Genomic DNA, 20,354 nt, shown 5'->3' on the forward strand with positions numbered 1-20,354 from the left:
ATGATGAAACGCTACGAAAAATTTGCCGACGACATTGCCGAACTGATTCGCTCCGGGGTCCTGGGCCCCGGCCAGCGAGTACCCTCAGTGCGCTACGCCAGCCAGACCCACGGGGTCAGCCCCTCCACAGTTTTCCAGGCCTATTACCTGCTGGAACGCCGCGGGCTGATCCGGGCGCGGCCGCGCTCGGGCTATTTCGTCAATGCCCATGCGCCGCGGCAATTCAGCGAGCCGCAGATCATCGAACAAGCGAGTGAGTCCACCGAGGTGGACGTCAGTGAGCTGGTGTTCTCGATCCTCGACTCGATCAAGGACCCGCAGACCGTTGCTTTCGGCTCGGCCTTCCCCAGCCCCAACCTGTTCCCGTTGCCGCGCCTGGCCCGCTCCATGGCCAGCGCCAGCCGTGAGATGGACCCACGCATGGTAGTCACCGACCTGTCGCCGGGTAACCCGCAACTGCGTCGTCAGATTGCCCTGCGCTACATGGTCGGCGGGTTAATGCTGCCAATGGAGGAGCTGTTGATCACTAACGGTGCGCTGGAGGCGCTTAACCTGTGCCTGCAAGCCGTGACCGAGCCGGGTGACCTGGTGGCGATCGAGGCGCCCGCCTTCTACGCCTGCCTGCAAGTGCTCGAACGCCTCAAGCTCAAAGCGGTGGAAATTCCCGTACACCCACGCGAAGGCATCGATTTGGGCGTCCTGGCGCAGACCCTGGCCAAGCACCCGGTCAAGGCCGTCTGGTGCATGACCAACTTCCAGAATCCGGTGGGCGCCAGCATGCCGGAGGAGAAAAAGCAGCAACTGGTAGAACTGCTGCGCCAGCATCAGGTGCCGTTGATCGAAGACGACGTCTATGCCGAGCTGTACTACGCCCAACAGGCACCGAAACCGGCCAAGGCCTTCGATACTGACGGTCTGGTGATGCATTGCGGCTCGTTCTCCAAGAGCCTGGCACCCGGTTACCGGATCGGCTGGGTCGCCGCCGGACGCTATGCACAGAAAATCGAACGGTTGAAACTGATGACCTCGCTGTGTGCCTCGATGCCAGCCCAGGCGGCCATTGCCGACTACCTGCAACACGGCGGCTACGATAGGCATTTACGCAGGCTGCGCTATGCCCTGGAAGAACAGCAGAGTGCCATGCTTGCCGCCATTGCCCGGCACTTCCCCGCGCAAACGCGGGTCAGCCATCCGTCCGGCGGTTACTTTCTATGGCTGGAACTACCGGAGCAGATGGACTCGCTCAAGTTATTCCAGATGGCCCTGGCCCAGGGCATCAGCATTGCCCCTGGGCCGATTTTTTCGCCGACCCAGCGCTTTCGTAACTGCATCCGCCTGAACTACGGCAGCCCCTGGACCGAGCAATCAGAAAAAGCCATGGAAACCCTGGGTAGAATCGTGCGCTCGTTTTGAGCATCCGCCAGTGCTGAGCCCGCGTTGTCCAGCAGGCTCAGCGCCCGCCTCCCAGATCGATGAAACTACCCGTGGAATACGAGGCCTTGTCGGACAGCAGCCAGATAATCGCCTCCGCCACCTCTTCGGCCTGCCCGCCACGGCCCATGGGAATACTTGGCTCAAGCTTGCTGACACGCTCAGGGTCGCCACTGAGGGTATGGAAGTCGGTAAAGATGTACCCAGGACGCACGGCGTTGACCCGAATGCCGTCATCGGCAACTTCCTTGGCCAGCCCCAGGGTGAAGGTGTCCAATGCCCCCTTGGAAGCCGCGTAGTCGACATACTCGTTAGGCGAACCAAGCCGGGCCGCCACCGAAGACACGTTGACGATGCTACCGCCCTGTCCGCCGTGGCGTTTCGACATCCGCTGCAAGGCATGCTTGCTGCAGAGCATCGGCCCGACCACATTGGTTTTCATCAATTTGAGCAGGCGAAATTCCGACATATGCTCGACCTGACTCTTCTGGCCGATGGTCCCTGCGTTATTGACCAGTGCGGTTACCGGCCCCAACTCGGAATCGACCCGCTGAAACAAGCGGATGATCTCGTCTTCGACACTAACATCGGCCTTGACCGCAATGGCCTCGGCGCCCAATTCGCGGACCTCGGCCAGTACCCGCTGGGCGGCCTCGTCGTCACTCACGTAGTTGATGCAGATGCGATACCCTTCACGGGCCGCCAGGCGTGCGGTGGCAGCGCCAATGCCGCGACTGGCGCCGGTGATCACAATGACTTTATCCATGGATACTCCGTGCCCCCAATGGCATATACCGCTCAAGGCTAACGCAGGATGGGGCAGCCGCAAAGCAGCGCACACGCTATCCAGCACAACACCTCGGCGCAGACAGAACGATCAGGGTGCCTGACAAATCTGTAATCTGCCGCTCAGATTTCTGACAGTCGTCGCTCGCTATGGTCATGCCACCCTCGCTTATGGATTGGCAACCCCATGCTTGCAAACCCGACTCGCCGTACCTTCGTCAAAGGCTTCGCCCTTTGGCAATGAACTGAGCGGCCACGATTTCGAATTGTTCATCGGCCAGACCCTGGTCAACATCACCGGCGGCAACAGACCGCGCTGCGCCTGGAGAGCAGTTACGCTATCCTGCTGACCAACCGCTGGATTCTCGAACCGTCCCTGGAGGCCAATTTCTATGGCCGTAACGATGCCAACCGCGATCAGGGCAGTGGCCTTGCCGACAGTGAGATCGGTCTGCGCCTGCGTTATGAGATCACCCGCGGTTTTGCCCCTTACCTGGGCGTCAGTTTCAACCGGAGCTACGGTAATGCCGCCGAACAGATCCGTGATGACCAGGGCGATATCGGCCAGACCCGTCTGGTCGCCGGTGTCCGCCTGCGTTTCTAGTCTTGGAGAATCACCATGTTGAGCAAGAAAATCGTCGCCTTCGGCCTGCTGGCCCTGAGCACCCTGGCCCAGGCCGGACAGACCATCGACGTCTACCGCGACCCCAACTGCGGCTGCTGCAAAGAGTGGATCAGTCACCTGCGTGACAACGGCCTTACCGTCAACGACCATGTCGAACCGAACATGAGCGCGGTCAAGCAACGCCTGGGTGTAGCCCCACGCCTGGCTTCGTGCCACACCGGGGTGATCGACGGCAAGTTCGTCGAAGGCCATGTGCCGGCCGAGCAGGTCAAGCTGCTGGCCAAACGCTCCGACTTGCGCGGCCTGGCGGTACCGGGCATGCCGATGGGCTCGCCAGGCATGGAAATGGGTGAGCACAAGGATGCCTACCAGGTTATCGGCTTGACCAAAGACGGTCGCGACGAAGTGGTCGCCAATTACTGATCCGCGCTGAATGTTGAGCGAGTGGGCGCTGTTTCTCAGCGCCTTTGGCGCAGCGACCCTGTTGCCACTGCAATCGGAAGCCGTACTGGTGGGCTTGCTGCTGCGCGATCCGCAGGCCGTCTTCAGCCTGCTGCTGATCGCCACGGCCGGTAATGTCCTGGGCTCGATCGTCAACTGGCTGTTCGGCCGTGGCATCGAACACCTGCGTGACCGGCGCTGGTTTCCCTTCAAGCAGGCCCAACTGGACAAGGCCCAGCAACGTTACCAGCGCTATGGCCAATGGTCTTTGCTGCTGAGCTGGATGCCGGTGATCGGCGACCCGCTGACCCTGATCGCCGGGATCATGCGCGAACCCTTCTGGCGCTTCGTCGTGCTGGTAACGATTGCCAAGGCTGGACGTTACGCCGTGCTGGCCTTGCTGACCCTGGGCTGGTTGGGCCGCTAGCGCCCCCAGATCTGGGTTTCGGTCCACCCCAGTTCTGCAAAGTCCTGGGCGCGCAGGTGCGCTTCCTCTTCGCAGAAGAATTCGTCCAGCTGTGGAGGTCGCACCGAGCTGTCACTGAGCATCGCGTGCACCTGGCCGCGGTGATGGATCTGGTGCTCGAACAGGTGGGACAACAGACGCAATCGTTGTTCACGCTGGACCCAGTCGGGACGCACGATACTCACATAACGCTGCAACTGGTCGTCGTGCAACTGGCTGCAGTAGGCAATCAACCGGTGATCGGCCTGGGCCTGCTCTTCTCTGAGTGCCTCACAACTGGAAAAGGGCTCTTCGGGTTCGAAGAAACGCTCGCTGTCCGGCTCCGGGGCCTCACCGCGCTGCTCTGACTCAAGGGCATTGAGGTAGAACCAGTCCACCGTAAGGATGTGATTGAGGGTCGCCTTGAACGACCCGAAGAAGCTGCAACGGGGCTCCACGAACTCGTCCTGGCTAAGCTGCAGGCAGGCCTTGTAGAGCCTGTGGTTGGCCCAGCCGTTGTGGTAGGCCATGGTCAGCAAGTGGTGCGAAAGCGGCTGCATGATCGACTCCTTCAACAGAAGCGTTGCAGTTGCATCTCCCGCAATCGGCTGAGGGTGCGCCGGAACGGGAACTCCAGATACCCTTGAGTGTAGAGCGCTTCGAGGGGAACTTCGGCTTCCAGGTGCAGAGCGACCCGACGGTCGTAACATTCATCGACCAACGCGATGAACCGCCGCACGCTGTCATCATGCACCGACAACTGTGGCAACTCCCGGTCGCCTGCCAGCACGCTACTGGCAGCATCCTCGGTGCCCCGGGCAATTTTGGCCGGACGCTGGCGAGCACCCAGGGCTGGCACGCCTCCCAGCAGGATGGCCGTGAAGCTGTCACACAGGGCCATGAAGTCCATGGCAGCCAAGGGTTGCTCGCACAGCTCGGCGTAGCGGCACCAGATAACCGTATCGCAGCGTTGCACCACCTGTATCTGACGGGAACCCACCTGCAAGGGCTGATCGGTGCAAGGCTGTTCACCACACAGTTGGGCAAAGACCTCGCTCAAGGCTTGAGGCTGGCTGGGCTCGCGCACCCAGTATCGCTGTTGCACGACGCCCGGATGCAGGCGGTGGTCCTGCTCACCGGCTACGGCCTGCACCTGCATGTGCTGCTCGATGGCGGTAATCGCCGGCAGGAAGCGTTCTCGATTGAAGCCATCACGGTACAACTGGCCGGGCGGCTGGTTGGACGTGGCGACAATCACCACCCCGGCCTCGAACAGCACCTGGAACAGGCGCCCGAGAATGATCGCGTCACCAATGTCGTTGACGAACAACTCATCGAAGCACAGCACCCGGATCTCTTCGGCCAGGGACAAGGCCAGGGCGTGCAAGGGGTCGGCGGTGCCATTGAGCTGGAACAGACGCTGATGCACCCAACGCATGAAGTGGTGAAAATGCTGACGTCGGGCCGGCACCCGCAAACAATGGTGGAACTGGTCCATCAGCCAGGTCTTGCCACGCCCCACTGGGCCCCAGAGGTAGACTCCCTTTGGTGTTTCACCCTGCTGCAGGGCTTCGAAACAGCTTTGCAAAGCGCTGGCCACTTGCAACTGTGCCGGGTCGCTGACAAAACCATCGCGCTCGATGGCCTGCTGGTAGAGCTGCATGGGAGACTGCGCGGTGAAGCAAGACATGGAGAGCGCCTGTCGAAAAAGGCTCCATTCTTGCGGTGAAAAGCATTGCGGGACAAGCCCGCTCCCACAAGGTCAGCCCTTGGCAGCCATCGCAGTCACTTCCACACGCATGCCTTCGACCGCCAGCGAAGCCACGCCAACAGCGGCGCGCACGGGCCAGGGTTTGGCGAAGAAGCGCTGATAGACCTCGTTGAAGGCGGCGCGGTCAGCCATGTCAGTGAGGTAGATAGTCAGGTGCAAAACCCGATCCATGGAGCTGCCAGCACGCTCCAGAGCGACCTTGAGTGCTTGCAGGGTGCACTCGCTCTGCAAGGTGATATCGCCCAGCTCCAGGCTGCCATCGGCGCGGGTAGGGATCTGGGTGGAAACCAGTACGCCAGCGAAACCGGCAACGTCGCTGGAGATGGATTCCGGGTCGGGGTCGGCAAGGAAGGTGATGTCGTGGTTTGCCATGGAAGATTTCCTGGTGGATGGGGTAAACAGTATGATGCCTGACCTGACGCAACAGTAACCGGCTGTTTTAAAAACAATTTATGTGCTCTGGCTCTTCCCATACGGCACAAAAGTTGATAAATTTCCGCACATTCCTGCAACAGCAGCGAAAGCAATCTCTTCAAACGAGTGCCAGACACTCGTCGCAACAGCTACAGGGGCGTCGCCAAGCGGTAAGGCAGCAGGTTTTGATCCTGCCATGCGTTGGTTCGAATCCAGCCGCCCCTGCCATTTTCTTCTGATCCAAGCACATCTCATCTCACGACATCTCTGTCGTAGCCACGCGCGCACCTCAAGCACAATGCACGGCCAATAGCCGCCGGGATTGACGCTGCGTAGCGCCAACCCCGCCCTCTCGCTTATTTGTCCACGGCCAATGGCGGCGTGCGCGGCGGTACCAAGCGCTTGGAACCTGTCGATTCAAACGCCGACGCCAGACACAGCAACGACGAATCGTCATAGGCGCGTCCGGCAAAGGTCAGCCCGACCGGCATGCCGATATCCGCCATCACCCCCATCGGCACGGTGACCGTGGGCACCCCCAGATGACGAATGGCCAGGTTGCCGTTGGCGACCCAGACACCGTTGCTCCAGGCAATATCTGCCGACGCTGGGTCGACATCCGCATTGGCCGGGGCAACGTCGGCGACCGTCGGGAACAGCACTGCATCAAGCTTGAGTCGATCCATCCAGTCCTCAAGATCGATGCGCCGGGTTTTCTCCAGCCCACGCAGACCGTCAGGCACAGTGCTGATCTGATCCCAGGGGGTGATACCTCGCTCGGCCATGCGCACATATTCGTCCATGCCAGCGACAAGATCCCCTTCCCGGTTTGGCAGCGTGCCTGGGTCGTGGGGGAAGATCTTCGGACCATCGACATCGGCCAGACGGTTCAATTTGGGGTCACTGTTGGCCTGGAGAAAATCATCGAAGGCCCACGCGGTGAGGTCCCACAGCTCATGGTGCAGAAACTCTTTGGAGACCAGGCCACGGTTGAACACCGTCGGCGCGCCGGGGCGATCCCCTTCGCAATTGGAGACCAGCGGGAAATCCACCTCGATCACTTGCGCTCCCGCTGCTTCGAGGGCCTTGCGCGCCTGTTCCCAGAGGTCGATGACCGTCGGGCGGGTGTTGATCCGCTGGCCGGTCGGACCACCGATACCCGGCGCTTCGCTGGTGCCCGCCTCAGGATCGGCATTGATGTACATGCGCGGGATACCCAGACGCTTGCCTGCCAGCGCCGCGGCATTGGCTGCCAGTTGCAGATACGAGGACGGACGCACCGAGGCGACACTGGGAATCGGCACCCAGGGTTGCATCCGCCACAAGTCGCCGCGGGTGTCGGGATCCTCGGCGACCACCACGTCGAGCACTTCGAGCAAATCAGCCATGGTGCGGGCAAAGGGCACGACTACGTCCATGGTCGGCGTCAGCGGCCAGTTGCCGCGCACCGAGATCACCCCACGCGAAGGCGTATAGGCACACAGGCCGTTGTTCGAAGCAGGACCGCGCCCACTCGACCAGGTTTCTTCGGCCAGGCCGAACGCGGCGAAGCTGGCGGCGGTGGCGGTACCTGCGCCATTGGATGAGCCCGAGGCGAAGGGCGCGGTGAGGTACTCAGCGTTGTACGGGCTCTCGGCCCGGCCGTACACCCCACGCTGCATGCCGCCGTTGGCCATGGGCGGCATGTTGGTCTTGCCCAGGCAGATGGCGCCAGCAGCACGCAGGCGTTCGATGGTGAACGCATCGCGGTAGGCAACCAGGTCGGCAAAGGCCGGGCTGCCGGAAGCAGCGGTAAGGCCTTTGACCAGATAGCTGTCCTTCGCCGTATAGGGGATGCCATCGAGCGGCCCAAGGCTCTCGCCCCTGGCCCGACGGGCATCGGAAGCCTGGGCCTCTTCGAGCGCCGCAGGATTGCGCACCACCACCGCATTGAGTGCAGTGGCCGTGTCAGGAGCGTCGTAGGCATCGATACGGGCAAGATAGGCCTGAACCAACTCGACCGCTGTAGTCTGGCCAGATTCGAGCGCCGCGCGCAGCTCGGCAATGGAAACTTCAGTGACTTCGATCATGCGCTTACCACCAATAGCTGAAGGTTGACGCAGTGAATATTGAGCACAGGCACATCACATCTCTCAAAACGGGTTTTCATATTGGGTCTCGTTGCACGCCATTACGCGATATCGCGCAGTGAGCACCATGAAACCCTGACGCTGCCTTTAAAGCAACAGAGCAGCCACTGACACCCTGTTCTTGCCGGCCCTGGGCGGCCACCCGCAATGACAAGACTATTGCACGCCAAAGTTACGCGCTGAGCGCTGCGGTGGCCTCGATCTCAATCTGCATACCGTCCAGCGCCAGCCTCGAGACGGGGATCAGGGTGCAGGTGGGTTTCATATGCGGGCCCCAGGCACGATCTGCTTCGGCAACCCACTGGCGCAGCTTTTCTTCTGAGTGATCGACGATCAGCAAGGTCAACTTGAACACATCCTCAAGCCCAGCGCCTTTGCTACGCAAAGCCGTCTGCAGGTTGGCCAGGGCTTGCCTGGCCTGCTCGGCGAAGACCGCTGAAAGGTGCCCTTCGATGTCCTCTCCACCCTGCCCGGCGATGTACAGGAGTCGGGCCTGGGGGCTGATCCCGGCGACGTGGGAATAAGCGTTGGCGCTGGGGTCGTACAGGCCTTCGGGGTTACACAGCTCGAAGGCTGATGAGAGGTTGGCAAGGGTCATGGCTGCGCTCCTTTACGAAAGAACGCGCAGTGTCGTACCTCTACTTAAGTAGAGGTCAAGCCTTCTCGCTGAAAGCAACCTGCCCCCTCACCGCCCTGGAGGCCATGCTGCGCCAATACCGTGGCGCTTTGCTAATGGCTTCCCATGATCGGGTGTTCCTGGAGCAGTTGAGGATGGACAGGGAGCTGCAATTGGGGCGCTGAGGGGTTAGAAATTCAACTCCGCAGGTCGGTGAAAGGGACGGCGAAAAGACAAGGCCCCGTCCATTGCTGGCGGGGCCTTGTTTTACCTACTGCCTAAGGGTCAAGCATTGGTACCCGCCCCGCGTTTGGCGGTGGTCGTGGTACGCATCGAGGTCAGCAGGCAAAACTTCATAACTTGATATTGCTCCTGCATTGGCAATGGGTCAACACCTGTTTACCTGCGCCTGGTACTGCCACACGAGGGCTCTGGCTGAAGATTTTCACTGCGACCTTGGTCCAATCCTATGACTGGGCGTTCCCGATCCGCACGGGATGTATTATCGTGGCTGCGTGCGCGATAACAGACGCCTGAGCGATCAGGCATATGCAAACCGATTCGAGGGTGCCATGAGTAACGAAAGCATTAACTGGGACAAGCTGGGCTTCGACTACATCAAGACCGACAAGCGCTACCTGTCCAACTTCCGCAACGGCGAGTGGGACCAGGGCACCCTGACTGAAGACAACGTGCTGCACATCAGCGAAGGCTCGACCGCGCTGCATTATGGACAGCAATGCTTCGAGGGGATGAAGGCCTACCGTTGCAAGGATGGCTCGATCAACCTGTTCCGCCCTGATCAGAACGCCCTGCGCATGCAGCGCAGCTGCGACCGCCTGCTGATGCCACAGGTGCCGACCGAACAGTTCATCGAGGCCTGCAAGCAGGTGGTCAAGGCCAACGAGCGCTTCGTCCCGCCGCACGGCAAGGGCGCCCTGTACCTGCGTCCATTCGTTATCGGCGTGGGCGACAACATCGGTGTGCGTACCGCCCCGGAATTCATCTTCTCGATCTTCGCCATTCCGGTCGGTTCGTACTTCAAAGGCGGCATGACCCCACACAAGTTCCTGATTTCCGAGTACGACCGTGCCGCGCCACAAGGCACCGGTGCCGCCAAGGTCGGCGGCAACTACGCAGCCAGCCTGCAACCTGGCTACAAGGCCAAGCAAGCCGGTTTTGCCGATTGCATCTACCTCGATCCGCTGACCCACACCAAGATCGAGGAAGTCGGTTCGGCCAACTTCTTCGGGATCACCCCGGACAACAAGTTCATCACCCCGAAATCACCGTCGGTACTGCCGGGTATCACCCGCCTGTCGCTGATGGAACTGGCCAAATCGCGCCTGGGCCTGGAAGTGATCGAAGGTGATGTACTGATCGACGGGATCGATCAGTTCAGCGAAGCCGGTGCCTGCGGTACCGCCGCGGTGATCACTCCGATCGGCGGCATTCAGTACAACGGCAAGCTGCACGTGTTCTACAGCGAAACCGAGGTTGGCCCGGTGACCCAGAAGCTCTACAACGAGCTGACCGGCATCCAGAGCGGTGACGTCGAAGCACCAGCAGGCTGGATCGTCAAGGTCGACTGACCACCAGACCCCGCCCGATGGCGGGGTTTGTTTTTCAGGGGCCGCGGCGATGGCCCGGCCCGCCCTAGATGAATTTTTCTTTAACCCGGGCACCGCCTATTCTTTGGCACAATCAAGTCTCTACTCGCCGCCCAGGTATTAGCATGCCCCGCGTACTGACTATCGAAGACGACGCCGTGACCGCCCAGGAGATCGTCGCCGAGCTTTCCAGCCATGGCCTGGAAGTGGATTGGGCCGACAACGGTCGTGAAGGCCTGGCCAAGGCCATTGCCGGTGGCTACGACCTGATCACCCTCGATCGCATGCTCCCCGAGCTCGACGGCCTGACCATCGTCACCACCCTGCGTACCCTGAAGATCGCCACGCCGATCCTGATGATCAGCGCCCTGTCCGATGTCGACGAACGGGTGCGTGGCCTGCGTGCCGGTGGCGACGACTACCTGACCAAGCCCTTCGCTTCCGACGAAATGGCCGCCCGCGTTGAAGTACTGCTACGGCGCAACAGCGTACCCATGGCGCAGACCCGCCTGCAGGTCGCCGACCTGGAACTGGACCTGATCAGCCACGAGGCCAAGCGTGGCGAACAGCCTCTCAACCTGCTGCCCACCGAATACAAGTTGCTGGAATTCCTCATGCGCCACGCCGGCCAGGTGATTACCCGGATGATGATCTTCGAGGAAGTCTGGGGTTATCACTTCGACCCTGGCACCAACCTGATCGACGTGCATATCGGACGCTTGCGCAAGAAGATCGATGCCGCTGGCCAGACCCCGCTGATTCGGACCGTGCGGGGCTCGGGCTATGCCATTGCCGAACCCGTCTAAGGGTTGGAGTTCCTCGACCAGTCGCCTGCTGGCGCTGTACAGCTTTCTGTTCGTGGCCTGGAGCAGCATCCTCATGGGGGTGTTGTACTTCGAGGTCTCGGGCTACCTGAACAAGCTCACCCGCCACTCGCTGCTGCAGCGCCAACACCTGTTCGCCCACATGAGCGGCAAGCAACTGGACGACGCACTGATCGCCAGCCAAGCCTTCGAAGAACGCAGTTTCGATGCCTATGGCCTGTTCGACGCCCAGTTCAACCCCTTGGGCGGACAGATCCGCCAGTTGCCAACAGACCTGGGCCTGGACGGCAAGATCCACGAACTGGGCCGCTGCCTGGACGCCGATGAGCCACACCTGCCGCGCGACAGCTGCGACGCAGTGGCAATCAAGGTCCGTGATGGCCGCTGGCTGGTCCTGGTACGCGACAACGGCTCGCTGTTCGTGGTCACCCGCATCATCCTGCATGCCCTGCTCTGGGGCCTGTCGCTAACCATCATCCCCGGCATCGCTGGCTGGTACCTGCTGCGCCGCCGGCCGCTCAAGCGCATCCGCGCGATCCAGGCCACCGCCGAACAGATTGTCGCTGGCGACCTGACTCAGCGCCTGCCGCTGTCTGCGCGACGCGACGAACTGGACATGCTCGCCGCCATCGTCAACGCCATGCTCGACCGCATCGAGCGCTTGATGCATGAGGTCAAAGGCGTCTGCGATAACATCGCCCACGACCTGCGCACCCCGCTGACCCGTTTACGCGCCCAGCTCTACCGGATCCGCCAGCAAGCCGGTGATGACTCGCCCCAGGCCGAGGCGCTGGAGCAGGCGATTGGCGAAACCGACATCTTGATGGCGCGCTTTCGCGGTTTGCTGCGCATCAGCGAGCTGGAGGATCGCCAGCGCCGGGCCGGTTTTGCCGAACTGGACCCGCGCGCCCTGCTGGTGGAAATACACGATTTCTACCTGCCTCTGGCCGAGGATGGCGACATTCGTCTGAGCCTTGAACTGCCTGCACAACTGCCGCCGCTCAATGGTGACCGCGAATTATTGTTCGAAGCCCTGGCCAATCTGCTGGGCAATGCCATCAAGTTCACTCCAGCCGGCGGCCAGGTATGCATACGCGCCAGCAGTGAGGCCGGCATGGTGAGGATCGAGGTGGAAGATAGCGGGCCGGGGATTCCGGAGGATGAGCGTGAAGCGGTGTTAAAGCGCTTTTATCGCAGCGAGGAAGGTCAACGACACCCGGGGTTTGGCCTAGGGCTGTCTGTGGTTGCGGCGATTGTCGACCTGCATGGCTTTACGCTTGAGGTCGGGGCGAGTGAGCTGGGTGGGGCGAAACTGGTATTGCACTGCAGAACAGGTGTGCTCCGTTAGGGCCTCATCGCTGGCAAGGTCAGCGATGAGGCTACCGCCGATCAGTCAGCCAAGCGCCAGGTAGTGGCACCCTTGCTGTCTTCCAGCACTACGCCCATAGCCGTGATCTGGTCGCGAATGCGGTCGGACTCTGCCCAATTCTTGTCCGCACGCGCTTGCAGGCGCGCCTGGATCAAGGCTTCGACTTCAGCAGCATCGACCTTGCCTTCGGCACCGGCACGCAAAAAGTCATCGGCATCCAGCTGCAGCACGCCCAGCAAACCCGCCAGCTCACGCAGGCGCCCCGCCAGACCGGCCGCGACTTCAGCCTCGCTCTCGCGCAAGCGGTTGATCTCGCGCACCAGGTCGAACAGCACGGCGCAGGCTTCGGGGGTACCGAAGTCGTCGTTCATTGCCTGGGTGAAACGCTCGACATAAGCCTCGCCACCCTTGGCCTCGACCCGCGGCAAGCCGCGCAGGGCGTGGTAGAAACGCTCCAGGGCGCCCTTGGACTCGCGCAGGCTGTCTTCGGAGTAATTGATCGAGCTGCGATAGTGGCTCGACACCAGCAGGTAGCGCACCACCTCTGGGTGATACTTGTCGAGCACATCGCGAATGGTGAAGAAGTTGTTCAAGGACTTGGACATCTTCTCGCCATTGATGCGAATCATGCCGCAGTGCATCCACGAGTTGGCGTACTGCTTGCCGGTGGCTGCTTCGCTCTGGGCGATTTCGTTCTCGTGGTGCGGGAACTCCAGGTCGTTGCCACCGCCGTGAATGTCGAAGCTCTCGCCCAGGCAGCAGGTGGACATCACCGAGCACTCGATGTGCCAGCCAGGACGCCCCGGCCCCCACGGCGACTCCCAGCTCGGCTCGCCCGGCTTGACGCCCTTCCAGAGGACGAAGTCGAGCGGGTCCTGCTTGGCTTCGTCGACCTCGATCCGCGCACCGATGCGCAGGTCTTCGATCTTCTTGCGCGACAGCTTGCCGTAGCCGACGAACTTGCCGACCCGGTAGTACACGTCGCCATTACCTGGCGCGTAGGCGTAGCCCTTGTCGATCAGGGTCTGGATCATCGCGTGCATGCCGGCGATATGGTCAGTGGCACGCGGCTCCTGGTCCGGCGGCAGGATGTTCAGGCGGCGCTCGTCTTCGTGCATCGCGTCGATCATGCGGGCGGTCAGCGCGTCGAACGACTCGCCGTTATCAAAGGCCCGGTTGATGATCTTGTCATCGATGTCGGTGATGTTGCGCACGTAGGTCAGGTCGTAGCCGCTGTAACGCAGCCAGCGGGTGACCAGGTCGAAGGCGACCATGCTGCGGCCGTGGCCCAGGTGGCAGAAGTCGTACACGGTCATGCCGCAGACGTACATCCGCACTTTGTTGCCTTCGAGCGGTTTGAAAACTTCCTTGGTCTTGCTAAGCGTGTTGTAGATGGTAAGCACGAGCGTTCCTCAGCTGCCCCACGAATCGCGCAGGGTCACAGTCCGGTTGAATACCGGGCGACCCGGCTGGGAGTCTTTCAGGTCGGCGCAGAAGTAACCTTCGCGCTCGAACTGGAAGCGGTCTTCTGGCTGGGCCTGGCCCAGGGAAGGTTCCGCACGACAACCAGTGAGTACCTGCAGCGAATCGGGATTGATGTTGTCGAGGAAGCTGCCGCCATCTTCGGTCTTCTCGGGGTTGGCCGAGCGGAACAGGCGGTCGTACAGACGCACTTCGCACTCAACGCTGGCATCGGCCGGCACCCAGTGGATCACGCCCTTGACCTTGCGACCCTCAGGGTTCTTGCCCAGGGTGTCCGGGTCGTAGGAGCAGCGCAGTTCGACGATGTTGCCGTCTGCGTCCTTGATCGCCTCGTCGGCGCGGATCACGTAGCTGCCGCGCAGGCGCACTTCACCGGCGGGCTCCAGGCGTTTGTAGCCTTTTGGCGGCTCTTCCATGAAGTCGTCGCGGTCAATGTAGATCTCGCGCGCGAACGGCAGTGCGCGCACGCCCATGTCTTCTTTCGGGTGGCGAGGCAGTTCGAGGTTCTCGACCTGACCTTCCGGGTAGTTGGTGATCACTACTTTCAACGGACGCAGCACGCACATGGCGCGTGGGGCGGTGCGGTCGAGGTCGTCGCGGATGCTGAACTCGAGCATCGACATGTCGACCACGCCGTCGGAACGGTTGGTGCCGATCATTTCGCAGAAGTTGCGAATCGAGGCCGGGGTGTAGCCGCGGCGGCGGAAGCCGGACAGGGTCGACATGCGCGGGTCGTCCCAGCCGTTGACGTGCTGCTCGTCGACCAGCTGCTTGAGCTTGCGCTTGCTGGTGATGGTGTAGTTCAGGTTCAGGCGGCTGAACTCGTACTGGCGCGGCTTGGCTGGCACCGGCAGGTGCTCGAGGAACCATTCGTACAGCGGACGATGGCCCTCGAACTCCAGGGTGCAGATGGAGTGGGTGATGCCTTCGATGGCGTCCGACTGACCATGGGTGAAGTCATAGTTGGGGTAGATGCACCACTTGTCACCGGTCTGGTGGTGGTGGGCATGACGGATGCGGTAGAGGATCGGGTCGCGCAGGTTCATGTTCGGCGAAGCCATGTCGATCTTGGCCCGCAGTACACGCTCACCGTCCTTGAACTCGCCAGCCTTCATACGGGCGAACAGGTCGAGGTTCTCGTCGACGCTGCGCTCGCGGAACGGGCTGTTCTTGCCGGGCTCGGTCAGGTTGCCGCGGTATTCCTTGGCCTGCTCCGGGGTCAGGTCGCAGACATAGGCATTGCCCGACTTGATCAGGTCCACTGCCCAGTCATGCAACTGGTCGAAGTATTCGGAGGCGTAGCGCACCGGCCCGGTCCACTGGAAGCCCAGCCACTGCACATCGCTCTGGATGGCGTCGATGTACTCCTGGTCCTCTTTGGCCGGGTTGGTGTCATCGAAACGCAGGTGACAGGCTCCACCGAATTCCTGGGCCAGGCCGAAGTTCACGCAGATCGACTTGGCATGGCCGATGTGCAGGTAACCGTTGGGCTCGGGCGGAAAACGGGTGACGATGCTGCTGTGCTTGCCAGCGTCCAGATCAGCCTGCACGATCGGGCGCAGGAAGTTCGCAGGGACGGCGGGAGCGCCTTTGGCAGCGGCGTTGGGAGCGGTGTCGGCAGTGGGCTTGCTCATAGGATCCTTGAATACGGGTACACGGCCTGGGTAGGCCGACTGAATCAAAGCGCTTATCATAGCCGAAGCGGTCGAGCTGCCGACAGCGTCCGGCCGACAAACTGGCCCTATATTCGGTACCGGCAGCAAAAAAACTGCCGCAGGCCACGTATCGCGGGCTGTAGACTGTGCGTCAGGTTTGTATCGCGATCCTGCGCGACCCTATTTCAACTGCCTTGAAAGAGCGAATTCCAGCATGTCCAAAGTCAAACTGAGCACCAACCACGGCGACATCGTCATCGAACTGAATGCCGAAAAAGCCCCGATCACTGTGGCCAACTTCATCGAGTACGTGAACGCTGGCCACTACAGCAACACCGTGTTCCACCGCGTCATTGGTAACTTCATGATCCAGGGCGGCGGTTTCGAGCCAGGCATGAAAGAGAAGAAAGACAAGCGTCCAAGCATTCAGAACGAAGCCGACAACGGCCTGAGCAACGACAAGTACACCATCGCCATGGCGCGTACCATGGAGCCGCATTCAGCTTCGGCGCAGTTCTTCATCAACGTCACCGACAACAGCTTCCTCAACCACAGCGGCAAGAACGTCCAGGGTTGGGGCTACGCGGTATTCGGTAAAGTGACCGAAGGCACCGAGGTTGTCGACAAGATCAAGACGGTTGCCACCGGTTCCAAGTCCGGCCACCAGGACGTACCGGTTGAAGACGTGATCATCGAGAAAGCCGAGATCATTGAGTGATACTGCTGATCTCTGATCTGCACCTGCAAGAAGAACGCCCGGACATTACCCGGGCGTTTCTTGATCTGCTCGACGGTCGTGCGCGCCACGCCGAGGCGCTGTACATCCTCGGTGACTTTTTCGAGGCCTGGATCGGCGACGACGCCATGACGCCGTTCCAGACCACGATCTGCCAGGCCCTGCGCGCCTTGAGCGACAGCGGCACGCAGGTCTACCTGATGCATGGCAACCGCGATTTCCTGATCGGCGAGGCCTTCTGCAAGGCTGCTGGCTGCACCCTGCTGAACGATCCCTGTGTCGTAGAGCTGGGCGGTGAGCCGGTGCTGCTGATGCACGGCGACAGCTTGTGCACCCTGGACCTGGCCTACATGAAAATGCGTCGCTACCTGCGCAACCCTGTGAGCTTGTGGATCCTCCGGCATCTGCCGCTGAGCACCCGCCAGAAGCTGGCGCGCAAGCTGCGCAGCGAAAGCCAGGCGCAGACGCGGATGAAAGCCAACGACATTGTCGACGTGACGCCGGAAGAGGTTCCGCGGGTCATGGCGCAGTATGGCGTGCGCACACTGGTGCACGGCCATACCCATCGGCCGGCGATTCACAAGTTGATGGTCGATGAGCAACCGGCGCGGCGCATCGTGCTGGGCGATTGGGACCGTCAGGGTTGGGCGTTGCAGGTCGATGAGCAAGGGTTTCAGCTGCAGCCTTTTGCTTTTCCTTGAGGTTTATCGCGGGGCAAGCCCCGCGATTGCTCAATGCCCCGCCGAAGCCGGCCCAGCTTTAGCCGCAAACGGTGGCTTGGCCAGCCACACCAGCAGGATCAAACCGGCAAAGACCCAGCCCATCAGGGTGAAGTAATCCACCGTCGACATCATGTAGGCCTGACTGCTGAGCATTCGCTCCAGCTGCGCATAGGACTGCCCGTTCGCTCCACCCAGCTGATTGAGTGCCTCACGGGTAACAGGCTCATAGATGTTGATGCCTTCACTGAGATAGGCGTGATGCTGGTCAGCCCGGCGAATCCAGATCCAGGTGGTCAAGGATGCCGCGAAGCTGCCCCCCAGGGTCCGCAGGAACGTGGCCAGCCCCGAACCGTCGGCGATCTGGTGCGGCGGCAGGTCGGAGAGCAGGATGCTCAAGGTCGGCATGAAGAACAACGCCACACCGATGCCCATGAACAGTTGCACCAGGGCGATGTGCTGGAAGTCCACTTCATTGGTGAAGCCTGCGCGCATGAAGCAACTGGTGCCGATGGCCAGGAACGCCAGTCCCGCCAGCAAGCGCAGGTCGAACTTATGTGCGTACTTGCCGACGAACGGCGACATCAGCACCGGCAGCAAGCCGATGGGCGCCACCGCCAGCCCGGCCCAGGTCGCGGTATAGCCCATCTGGGTCTGTAACCACTGCGGCAGGATCAGGTTGATGCCGAAAAAGCCCGCGTAGCCGCCCACCAGGACAATGGTGCCGATGCGAAAATTGCGGTGCACGAACAGCCGAAGATTGACCACCGGATGCTTGTCGGTCAGTTCCCAGATAATGAAGATGGCCAGGAACACCACCGAGACCAGGCTGCCGATAACGATGAAACTCGACTCGAACCAGTCCAGGTCGTTGCCCTTGTCCAGCACGATCTGCAGGGCACCGACACCAATGATCAGGGTCAGCAGGCCGATGTAGTCCATGGGCTGGCGCTGAGTTGTGACCGGGCGGGCGCGCATCTGCTGGCGCACCACCGCTGCGGCAAACAGGCCGATGGGCACGTTGATGAAGAAAATCCACGGCCAGCTGTAGCTGTCAGTGATCCAGCCGCCCAGGATGGGACCGGCAATCGGTGCCACCACCGTGACCATGGCCAGCAAGGCTAGTGCCATACCGCGCTTGGCCGGTGGATACACGGCAATCAGCAGGGTCTGGGTCATCGGATACAGGGGGCCGGCAACGATGCCCTGGAGGACCCTGAAGCCCACCAGTTCCGGCATCGATTGGGCGATACCGCAGAGGAACGAGGCCAGCACGAACAGCAGCGTGGCCCAGATAAACAGTTTCACCTCGCCAAAACGCCGGCTCAGCCAGCCGGTCAGCGGCAACGCAATGGCATTGCTCACCGCGAACGAGGTAATGACCCAGGTACCCTGCTCCGAGCTGACGCCCAAATTGCCGGAAATGGTCGGCAAGGCGACGTTGGCAATGGTGGTGTCGAGTACCTGCATGAAGGTCGCCAACGACAGCCCGATGGTGGTCAACAGCAGGCTCGGCGGGCTGAATGAAGCGCTGTTGCTCATCGCCGCGCCGTCTTGCTGGAACCTTCACTGTTGGCATGGATCAGCCGCGCGATCATCGCATCGGCCTCGACCAGCTGACGGTCATACACCTGGGTGGCGAACGATGCCTTTTGCGCTGGCAACTGGGCCAGCACCGGGCCACTCTGGTCATGCAGGTCGACCGTGACCTGGGTCGAAAGGCCAATACGCAGCGGATGGGCGGCCAGTTGCTCGGCATTGATGTGAATGCGTACAGGTACCCGTTGGACGATCTTGATCCAGTTACCCGTGGCGTTCTGCGCCGGCAACAGGGCGAACGCACTGCCGGTGCCGGCGCCGAGGCTGTCGATGGTGCCGCTGTACTTGACCTCACTGCCGTACAGATCGGCTACGATGTCCACCGGCTGGCCAATGCGCATATTGCGCAGCTGGGTTTCCTTGAAGTTGGCGTCGATCCATAGCTGATCCAGGGGGATCACCGCCATGGTCGCGGTGCCCGGCTGCAGGCGCTGCCCCAACTGTACGGTGCGCTTGGCCACGTAACCGGTAACGGGTGCCACCAGGGTGGTCCGGGCGGCGGCCAGGTAGGCCTGGCGCAGGTCGGCAGCGGCGGCCATTACCTGGGGATGAGAAGAGACCACGGTGTCATCGACCAACGCAGTGGTGGTGTTGAGCTGCTGTTTGGCGTTAATCAGGGCGCTTTGGGCCGAGGCCAGATCATCACGGGCGTGGGACAATTCCTCCAGGGAAATCGCCCCGCCAGCCGCCAGGGTCTTGCGCCGGTTGTAGTTTTCCTGGGCCTTGGTCTGCTCGGCCTGACGCGCCGCCACCTGGGCCTTCATGCCATCGACATTGCTATACAACCCGCGTACCTGGCGTACCGCACGGGCCAACTGCGCCTGGGCAGCCTGCAGACCTACCTCGGCATCGCTGGGATCGAATTCGATCAGCACCTGACCGGCATGCACCAGGTCACCGTCGTCGGCACCAATACTGACCACGGTACCTGTTACCAATGGCGTTATTTCCACCACGTTGCCGTTGACGTAGGCGTCGTCGGTCTCTTCGTTCCAGCGCCCGTACAGCTCATGCCAGGCCCACACCGCACCGCCGCCGACCACGATCAGCAGGGCGAGGGCGAGCAACCAGGTCTTGCGTTTGCGGCTGTTGTTGAGGTCTTGCGCCGTGTTGGCGTTATCTATCACAGCGCTCATTTCGCACCTATCCGCAAGGCTGTCAGGGTGTCGCCCGCAGCAAGCAAGACCTTGCTCAGCAAACTTTCCAGGGTCGCCAGTTCATCCGCGGCGAGCACACCAACCAATTCGTTCATCGCCGCCGCGCCAATCTGTGGCAATTGGTCGGCGAGCTTCTGCCCCTCCTCACTCAGACCCAGACGCACCTGGCGGCGATCATCAGGGCAGCGTCGGCGCAGGATCAGGTCTTTTTGCTCAAGGCGATCGAGCATGCGGGTCATCGAACCGCTGTCCAGAGACAGGTAACGACAGAGCTCGGCAGGCGTATCGACCCCATACTGGGCGACGATGATCAACACCTTGAACTGCGCGGCGGTGACACCGAAGTCCTGCAGGTGGCTGTCGAGAATGCGGTCTTTGACCAGCGCGGCACGGCCCAGGAGCATGCCGATGGTGCAGGTCTGGAAGTTTTCGGGGGTGAAGTGCGGCATGAAGGCGATACCTGCTTAGGCAGTTAGTAACATAATGTTACTGCCTAGACAGCTAACGTCAAGCCATTAATTAGCCTGCTTACTAACTGACCATAA

The 20,354-nt window shown here is 61.3% G+C and carries 19 protein-coding genes, 1 tRNA gene and 1 pseudogene; 10 read left to right on the forward strand and 11 right to left on the reverse strand.

Going from position 1 to position 20,354, the window contains the following annotated elements; all coding sequences use genetic code 11:
* Positions 1-3 precede the first annotated feature (3 nt).
* On the forward strand, positions 4-1,413 hold the full coding sequence (gene mapR, locus ACRESH_RS00775) for a GntR family transcriptional regulator MpaR (protein ID WP_431740137.1): 1,410 nt from the start codon (positions 4-6) through the stop codon (positions 1,411-1,413).
* 37 nt (positions 1,414-1,450) lie between these two features.
* On the opposite strand, the gene ACRESH_RS00780 is transcribed toward mapR, so the two are convergent.
* Positions 1,451-2,197, reverse strand: a complete 747-nt coding sequence (locus ACRESH_RS00780; protein WP_431740138.1) for an SDR family oxidoreductase — start codon at positions 2,195-2,197, stop codon at positions 1,451-1,453.
* A 321-nt stretch (positions 2,198-2,518) separates the two neighbouring features.
* Between ACRESH_RS00780 and ACRESH_RS00785 the strand changes: the two are divergent.
* The 3 genes and pseudogenes from ACRESH_RS00785 to ACRESH_RS00795 all read left to right on the forward strand — a co-directional run.
* A pseudogene (locus tag ACRESH_RS00785) lies at positions 2,519-2,821 on the forward strand (copper resistance protein B); the annotation flags it as partial.
* A gap of 15 nt (positions 2,822-2,836) precedes the next feature.
* Positions 2,837-3,265, forward strand: a complete 429-nt coding sequence (locus ACRESH_RS00790) for a DUF411 domain-containing protein (RefSeq protein ID WP_431740139.1) — start codon at positions 2,837-2,839, stop codon at positions 3,263-3,265.
* A gap of 10 nt (positions 3,266-3,275) precedes the next feature.
* Entirely contained in the window at positions 3,276-3,710 is a 435-nt protein-coding gene (locus ACRESH_RS00795; protein ID WP_431740140.1) for a YqaA family protein, read from the forward strand.
* Here the strand turns inward: ACRESH_RS00795 and ACRESH_RS00800 are convergent.
* The 3 genes from ACRESH_RS00800 to ACRESH_RS00810 all read right to left on the reverse strand — a co-directional run bounded on the left by ACRESH_RS00800 (position 3,707) and on the right by ACRESH_RS00810 (position 5,871).
* Complete coding sequence (locus ACRESH_RS00800; protein ID WP_431740141.1) at positions 3,707-4,288, reverse strand: DinB family protein; 582 nt, start codon at positions 4,286-4,288, stop codon at positions 3,707-3,709. The two genes, ACRESH_RS00795 and ACRESH_RS00800, sit on opposite strands and share 4 nt — an antisense overlap.
* A gap of 11 nt (positions 4,289-4,299) precedes the next feature.
* Complete coding sequence (gene zapE, locus ACRESH_RS00805; protein WP_431740142.1) at positions 4,300-5,418, reverse strand: cell division protein ZapE; 1,119 nt, start codon at positions 5,416-5,418, stop codon at positions 4,300-4,302.
* A 72-nt stretch (positions 5,419-5,490) separates the two neighbouring features.
* Complete coding sequence (locus ACRESH_RS00810) at positions 5,491-5,871, reverse strand: RidA family protein (protein WP_431740143.1); 381 nt, start codon at positions 5,869-5,871, stop codon at positions 5,491-5,493.
* A gap of 195 nt (positions 5,872-6,066) precedes the next feature.
* Between ACRESH_RS00810 and ACRESH_RS00815 the strand changes: the two genes are divergently transcribed.
* Positions 6,067-6,141, forward strand: a tRNA-Gln gene (locus ACRESH_RS00815).
* Positions 6,142-6,269: 128 nt separating this feature from the next.
* Here the strand turns inward: ACRESH_RS00815 and ACRESH_RS00820 are convergent.
* Complete coding sequence (locus ACRESH_RS00820; RefSeq protein ID WP_431740144.1) at positions 6,270-7,982, reverse strand: amidase; 1,713 nt, start codon at positions 7,980-7,982, stop codon at positions 6,270-6,272.
* Positions 7,983-8,214: 232 nt separating this feature from the next.
* On the reverse strand, positions 8,215-8,640 hold the full coding sequence (locus ACRESH_RS00825) for a RidA family protein (protein ID WP_431740145.1): 426 nt from the start codon (positions 8,638-8,640) through the stop codon (positions 8,215-8,217).
* Positions 8,641-9,230: 590 nt separating this feature from the next.
* On the opposite strand from ACRESH_RS00825, the gene ACRESH_RS00830 reads away from it, so the two are divergent.
* From ACRESH_RS00830 to ACRESH_RS00840, 3 genes are all read left to right on the forward strand, one after another.
* Entirely contained in the window at positions 9,231-10,250 is a 1,020-nt protein-coding gene (locus ACRESH_RS00830; protein WP_431740146.1) for a branched-chain amino acid aminotransferase, read from the forward strand.
* Between the two features lie 143 nt (positions 10,251-10,393).
* Positions 10,394-11,074, forward strand: coding sequence for a response regulator transcription factor (locus ACRESH_RS00835; protein WP_431740147.1), 681 nt, complete (start codon positions 10,394-10,396; stop codon positions 11,072-11,074).
* On the forward strand, positions 11,052-12,440 hold the full coding sequence (locus ACRESH_RS00840; RefSeq protein WP_431740148.1) for a sensor histidine kinase: 1,389 nt from the start codon (positions 11,052-11,054) through the stop codon (positions 12,438-12,440). Before ACRESH_RS00835 ends, ACRESH_RS00840 begins: the two co-directional genes overlap by 23 nt.
* A gap of 41 nt (positions 12,441-12,481) precedes the next feature.
* On the opposite strand, the gene cysS is transcribed toward ACRESH_RS00840, so the two are convergent.
* Complete coding sequence (gene cysS, locus ACRESH_RS00845; protein WP_431740149.1) at positions 12,482-13,864, reverse strand: cysteine--tRNA ligase; 1,383 nt, start codon at positions 13,862-13,864, stop codon at positions 12,482-12,484.
* Positions 13,865-13,873: 9 nt separating this feature from the next.
* The gene (locus ACRESH_RS00850) at positions 13,874-15,577 is read right to left on the reverse strand and encodes a glutamine--tRNA ligase/YqeY domain fusion protein (protein ID WP_431740150.1); all 1,704 of its coding nucleotides are present in this window, start codon (positions 15,575-15,577) and stop codon (positions 13,874-13,876) included.
* 235 nt (positions 15,578-15,812) lie between these two features.
* Here ACRESH_RS00850 and ACRESH_RS00855 point away from each other — a divergent pair, with 235 nt between their 5' ends.
* Together ACRESH_RS00855 and ACRESH_RS00860 are read left to right on the forward strand one after the other, a co-directional pair.
* Complete coding sequence (locus tag ACRESH_RS00855; RefSeq protein ID WP_431740151.1) at positions 15,813-16,316, forward strand: peptidylprolyl isomerase; 504 nt, start codon at positions 15,813-15,815, stop codon at positions 16,314-16,316.
* The gene (locus tag ACRESH_RS00860) at positions 16,313-17,035 is read left to right on the forward strand and encodes a UDP-2,3-diacylglucosamine diphosphatase (RefSeq protein WP_431740152.1); all 723 of its coding nucleotides are present in this window, start codon (positions 16,313-16,315) and stop codon (positions 17,033-17,035) included. Before ACRESH_RS00855 ends, ACRESH_RS00860 begins: the two co-directional genes overlap by 4 nt.
* A gap of 30 nt (positions 17,036-17,065) precedes the next feature.
* Here ACRESH_RS00860 and ACRESH_RS00865 read toward each other — a convergent pair whose 3' ends face one another.
* Genes ACRESH_RS00865 through ACRESH_RS00875 form a run of 3 tightly spaced genes read right to left on the reverse strand, consistent with a single transcriptional unit; the run spans position 17,066 to position 20,258 of the window.
* Positions 17,066-18,595, reverse strand: a complete 1,530-nt coding sequence (locus tag ACRESH_RS00865; protein ID WP_431740153.1) for a DHA2 family efflux MFS transporter permease subunit — start codon at positions 18,593-18,595, stop codon at positions 17,066-17,068.
* Positions 18,592-19,788 carry an HlyD family efflux transporter periplasmic adaptor subunit gene (locus tag ACRESH_RS00870; RefSeq protein WP_431740154.1) on the reverse strand — a complete coding sequence of 399 codons (1,197 nt, stop codon included), beginning with the start codon at positions 19,786-19,788 and terminating at the stop codon, positions 18,592-18,594. Before ACRESH_RS00870 ends, ACRESH_RS00865 begins: the two co-directional genes overlap by 4 nt.
* Positions 19,785-20,258, reverse strand: a complete 474-nt coding sequence (locus ACRESH_RS00875) for a MarR family winged helix-turn-helix transcriptional regulator (protein WP_431740155.1) — start codon at positions 20,256-20,258, stop codon at positions 19,785-19,787. Before ACRESH_RS00875 ends, ACRESH_RS00870 begins: the two co-directional genes overlap by 4 nt.
* Between the last annotated feature and the right edge of the window lie 96 nt (positions 20,259-20,354).

The sequence above is a fragment of the Pseudomonas sp. genome, from assembly GCF_050739775.1.
Lineage (GTDB): Bacteria > Pseudomonadota > Gammaproteobacteria > Pseudomonadales > Pseudomonadaceae > Aquipseudomonas.

Bases quoted from the DNA above. Each gene is read 5' to 3' on its own strand.
- mapR (WP_431740137.1), top strand. From the start codon at position 4: ATGAAACGCTACGAAAAATTTGCCGACGACATTGCCGAACTGATTCGC.
- ACRESH_RS00780 (WP_431740138.1), bottom strand. From the start codon at position 2,197: ATGGATAAAGTCATTGTGATCACCGGCGCCAGTCGCGGCATTGGCGCT.
- ACRESH_RS00790 (WP_431740139.1), top strand. From the start codon at position 2,837: ATGTTGAGCAAGAAAATCGTCGCCTTCGGCCTGCTGGCCCTGAGCACC.
- ACRESH_RS00795 (WP_431740140.1), top strand. From the start codon at position 3,276: ATGTTGAGCGAGTGGGCGCTGTTTCTCAGCGCCTTTGGCGCAGCGACC.
- ACRESH_RS00800 (WP_431740141.1), bottom strand. From the start codon at position 4,288: ATGCAGCCGCTTTCGCACCACTTGCTGACCATGGCCTACCACAACGGC.
- zapE (WP_431740142.1), bottom strand. From the start codon at position 5,418: ATGTCTTGCTTCACCGCGCAGTCTCCCATGCAGCTCTACCAGCAGGCC.
- ACRESH_RS00810 (WP_431740143.1), bottom strand. From the start codon at position 5,871: ATGGCAAACCACGACATCACCTTCCTTGCCGACCCCGACCCGGAATCC.
- ACRESH_RS00820 (WP_431740144.1), bottom strand. From the start codon at position 7,982: ATGATCGAAGTCACTGAAGTTTCCATTGCCGAGCTGCGCGCGGCGCTC.
- ACRESH_RS00825 (WP_431740145.1), bottom strand. From the start codon at position 8,640: ATGACCCTTGCCAACCTCTCATCAGCCTTCGAGCTGTGTAACCCCGAA.
- ACRESH_RS00830 (WP_431740146.1), top strand. From the start codon at position 9,231: ATGAGTAACGAAAGCATTAACTGGGACAAGCTGGGCTTCGACTACATC.
- ACRESH_RS00835 (WP_431740147.1), top strand. From the start codon at position 10,394: ATGCCCCGCGTACTGACTATCGAAGACGACGCCGTGACCGCCCAGGAG.
- ACRESH_RS00840 (WP_431740148.1), top strand. From the start codon at position 11,052: ATGCCATTGCCGAACCCGTCTAAGGGTTGGAGTTCCTCGACCAGTCGC.
- ACRESH_RS00850 (WP_431740150.1), bottom strand. From the start codon at position 15,577: ATGAGCAAGCCCACTGCCGACACCGCTCCCAACGCCGCTGCCAAAGGC.
- ACRESH_RS00855 (WP_431740151.1), top strand. From the start codon at position 15,813: ATGTCCAAAGTCAAACTGAGCACCAACCACGGCGACATCGTCATCGAA.
- ACRESH_RS00865 (WP_431740153.1), bottom strand. From the start codon at position 18,595: ATGAGCAACAGCGCTTCATTCAGCCCGCCGAGCCTGCTGTTGACCACC.
- ACRESH_RS00870 (WP_431740154.1), bottom strand. From the start codon at position 19,788: ATGAGCGCTGTGATAGATAACGCCAACACGGCGCAAGACCTCAACAAC.
- ACRESH_RS00875 (WP_431740155.1), bottom strand. From the start codon at position 20,258: ATGCCGCACTTCACCCCCGAAAACTTCCAGACCTGCACCATCGGCATG.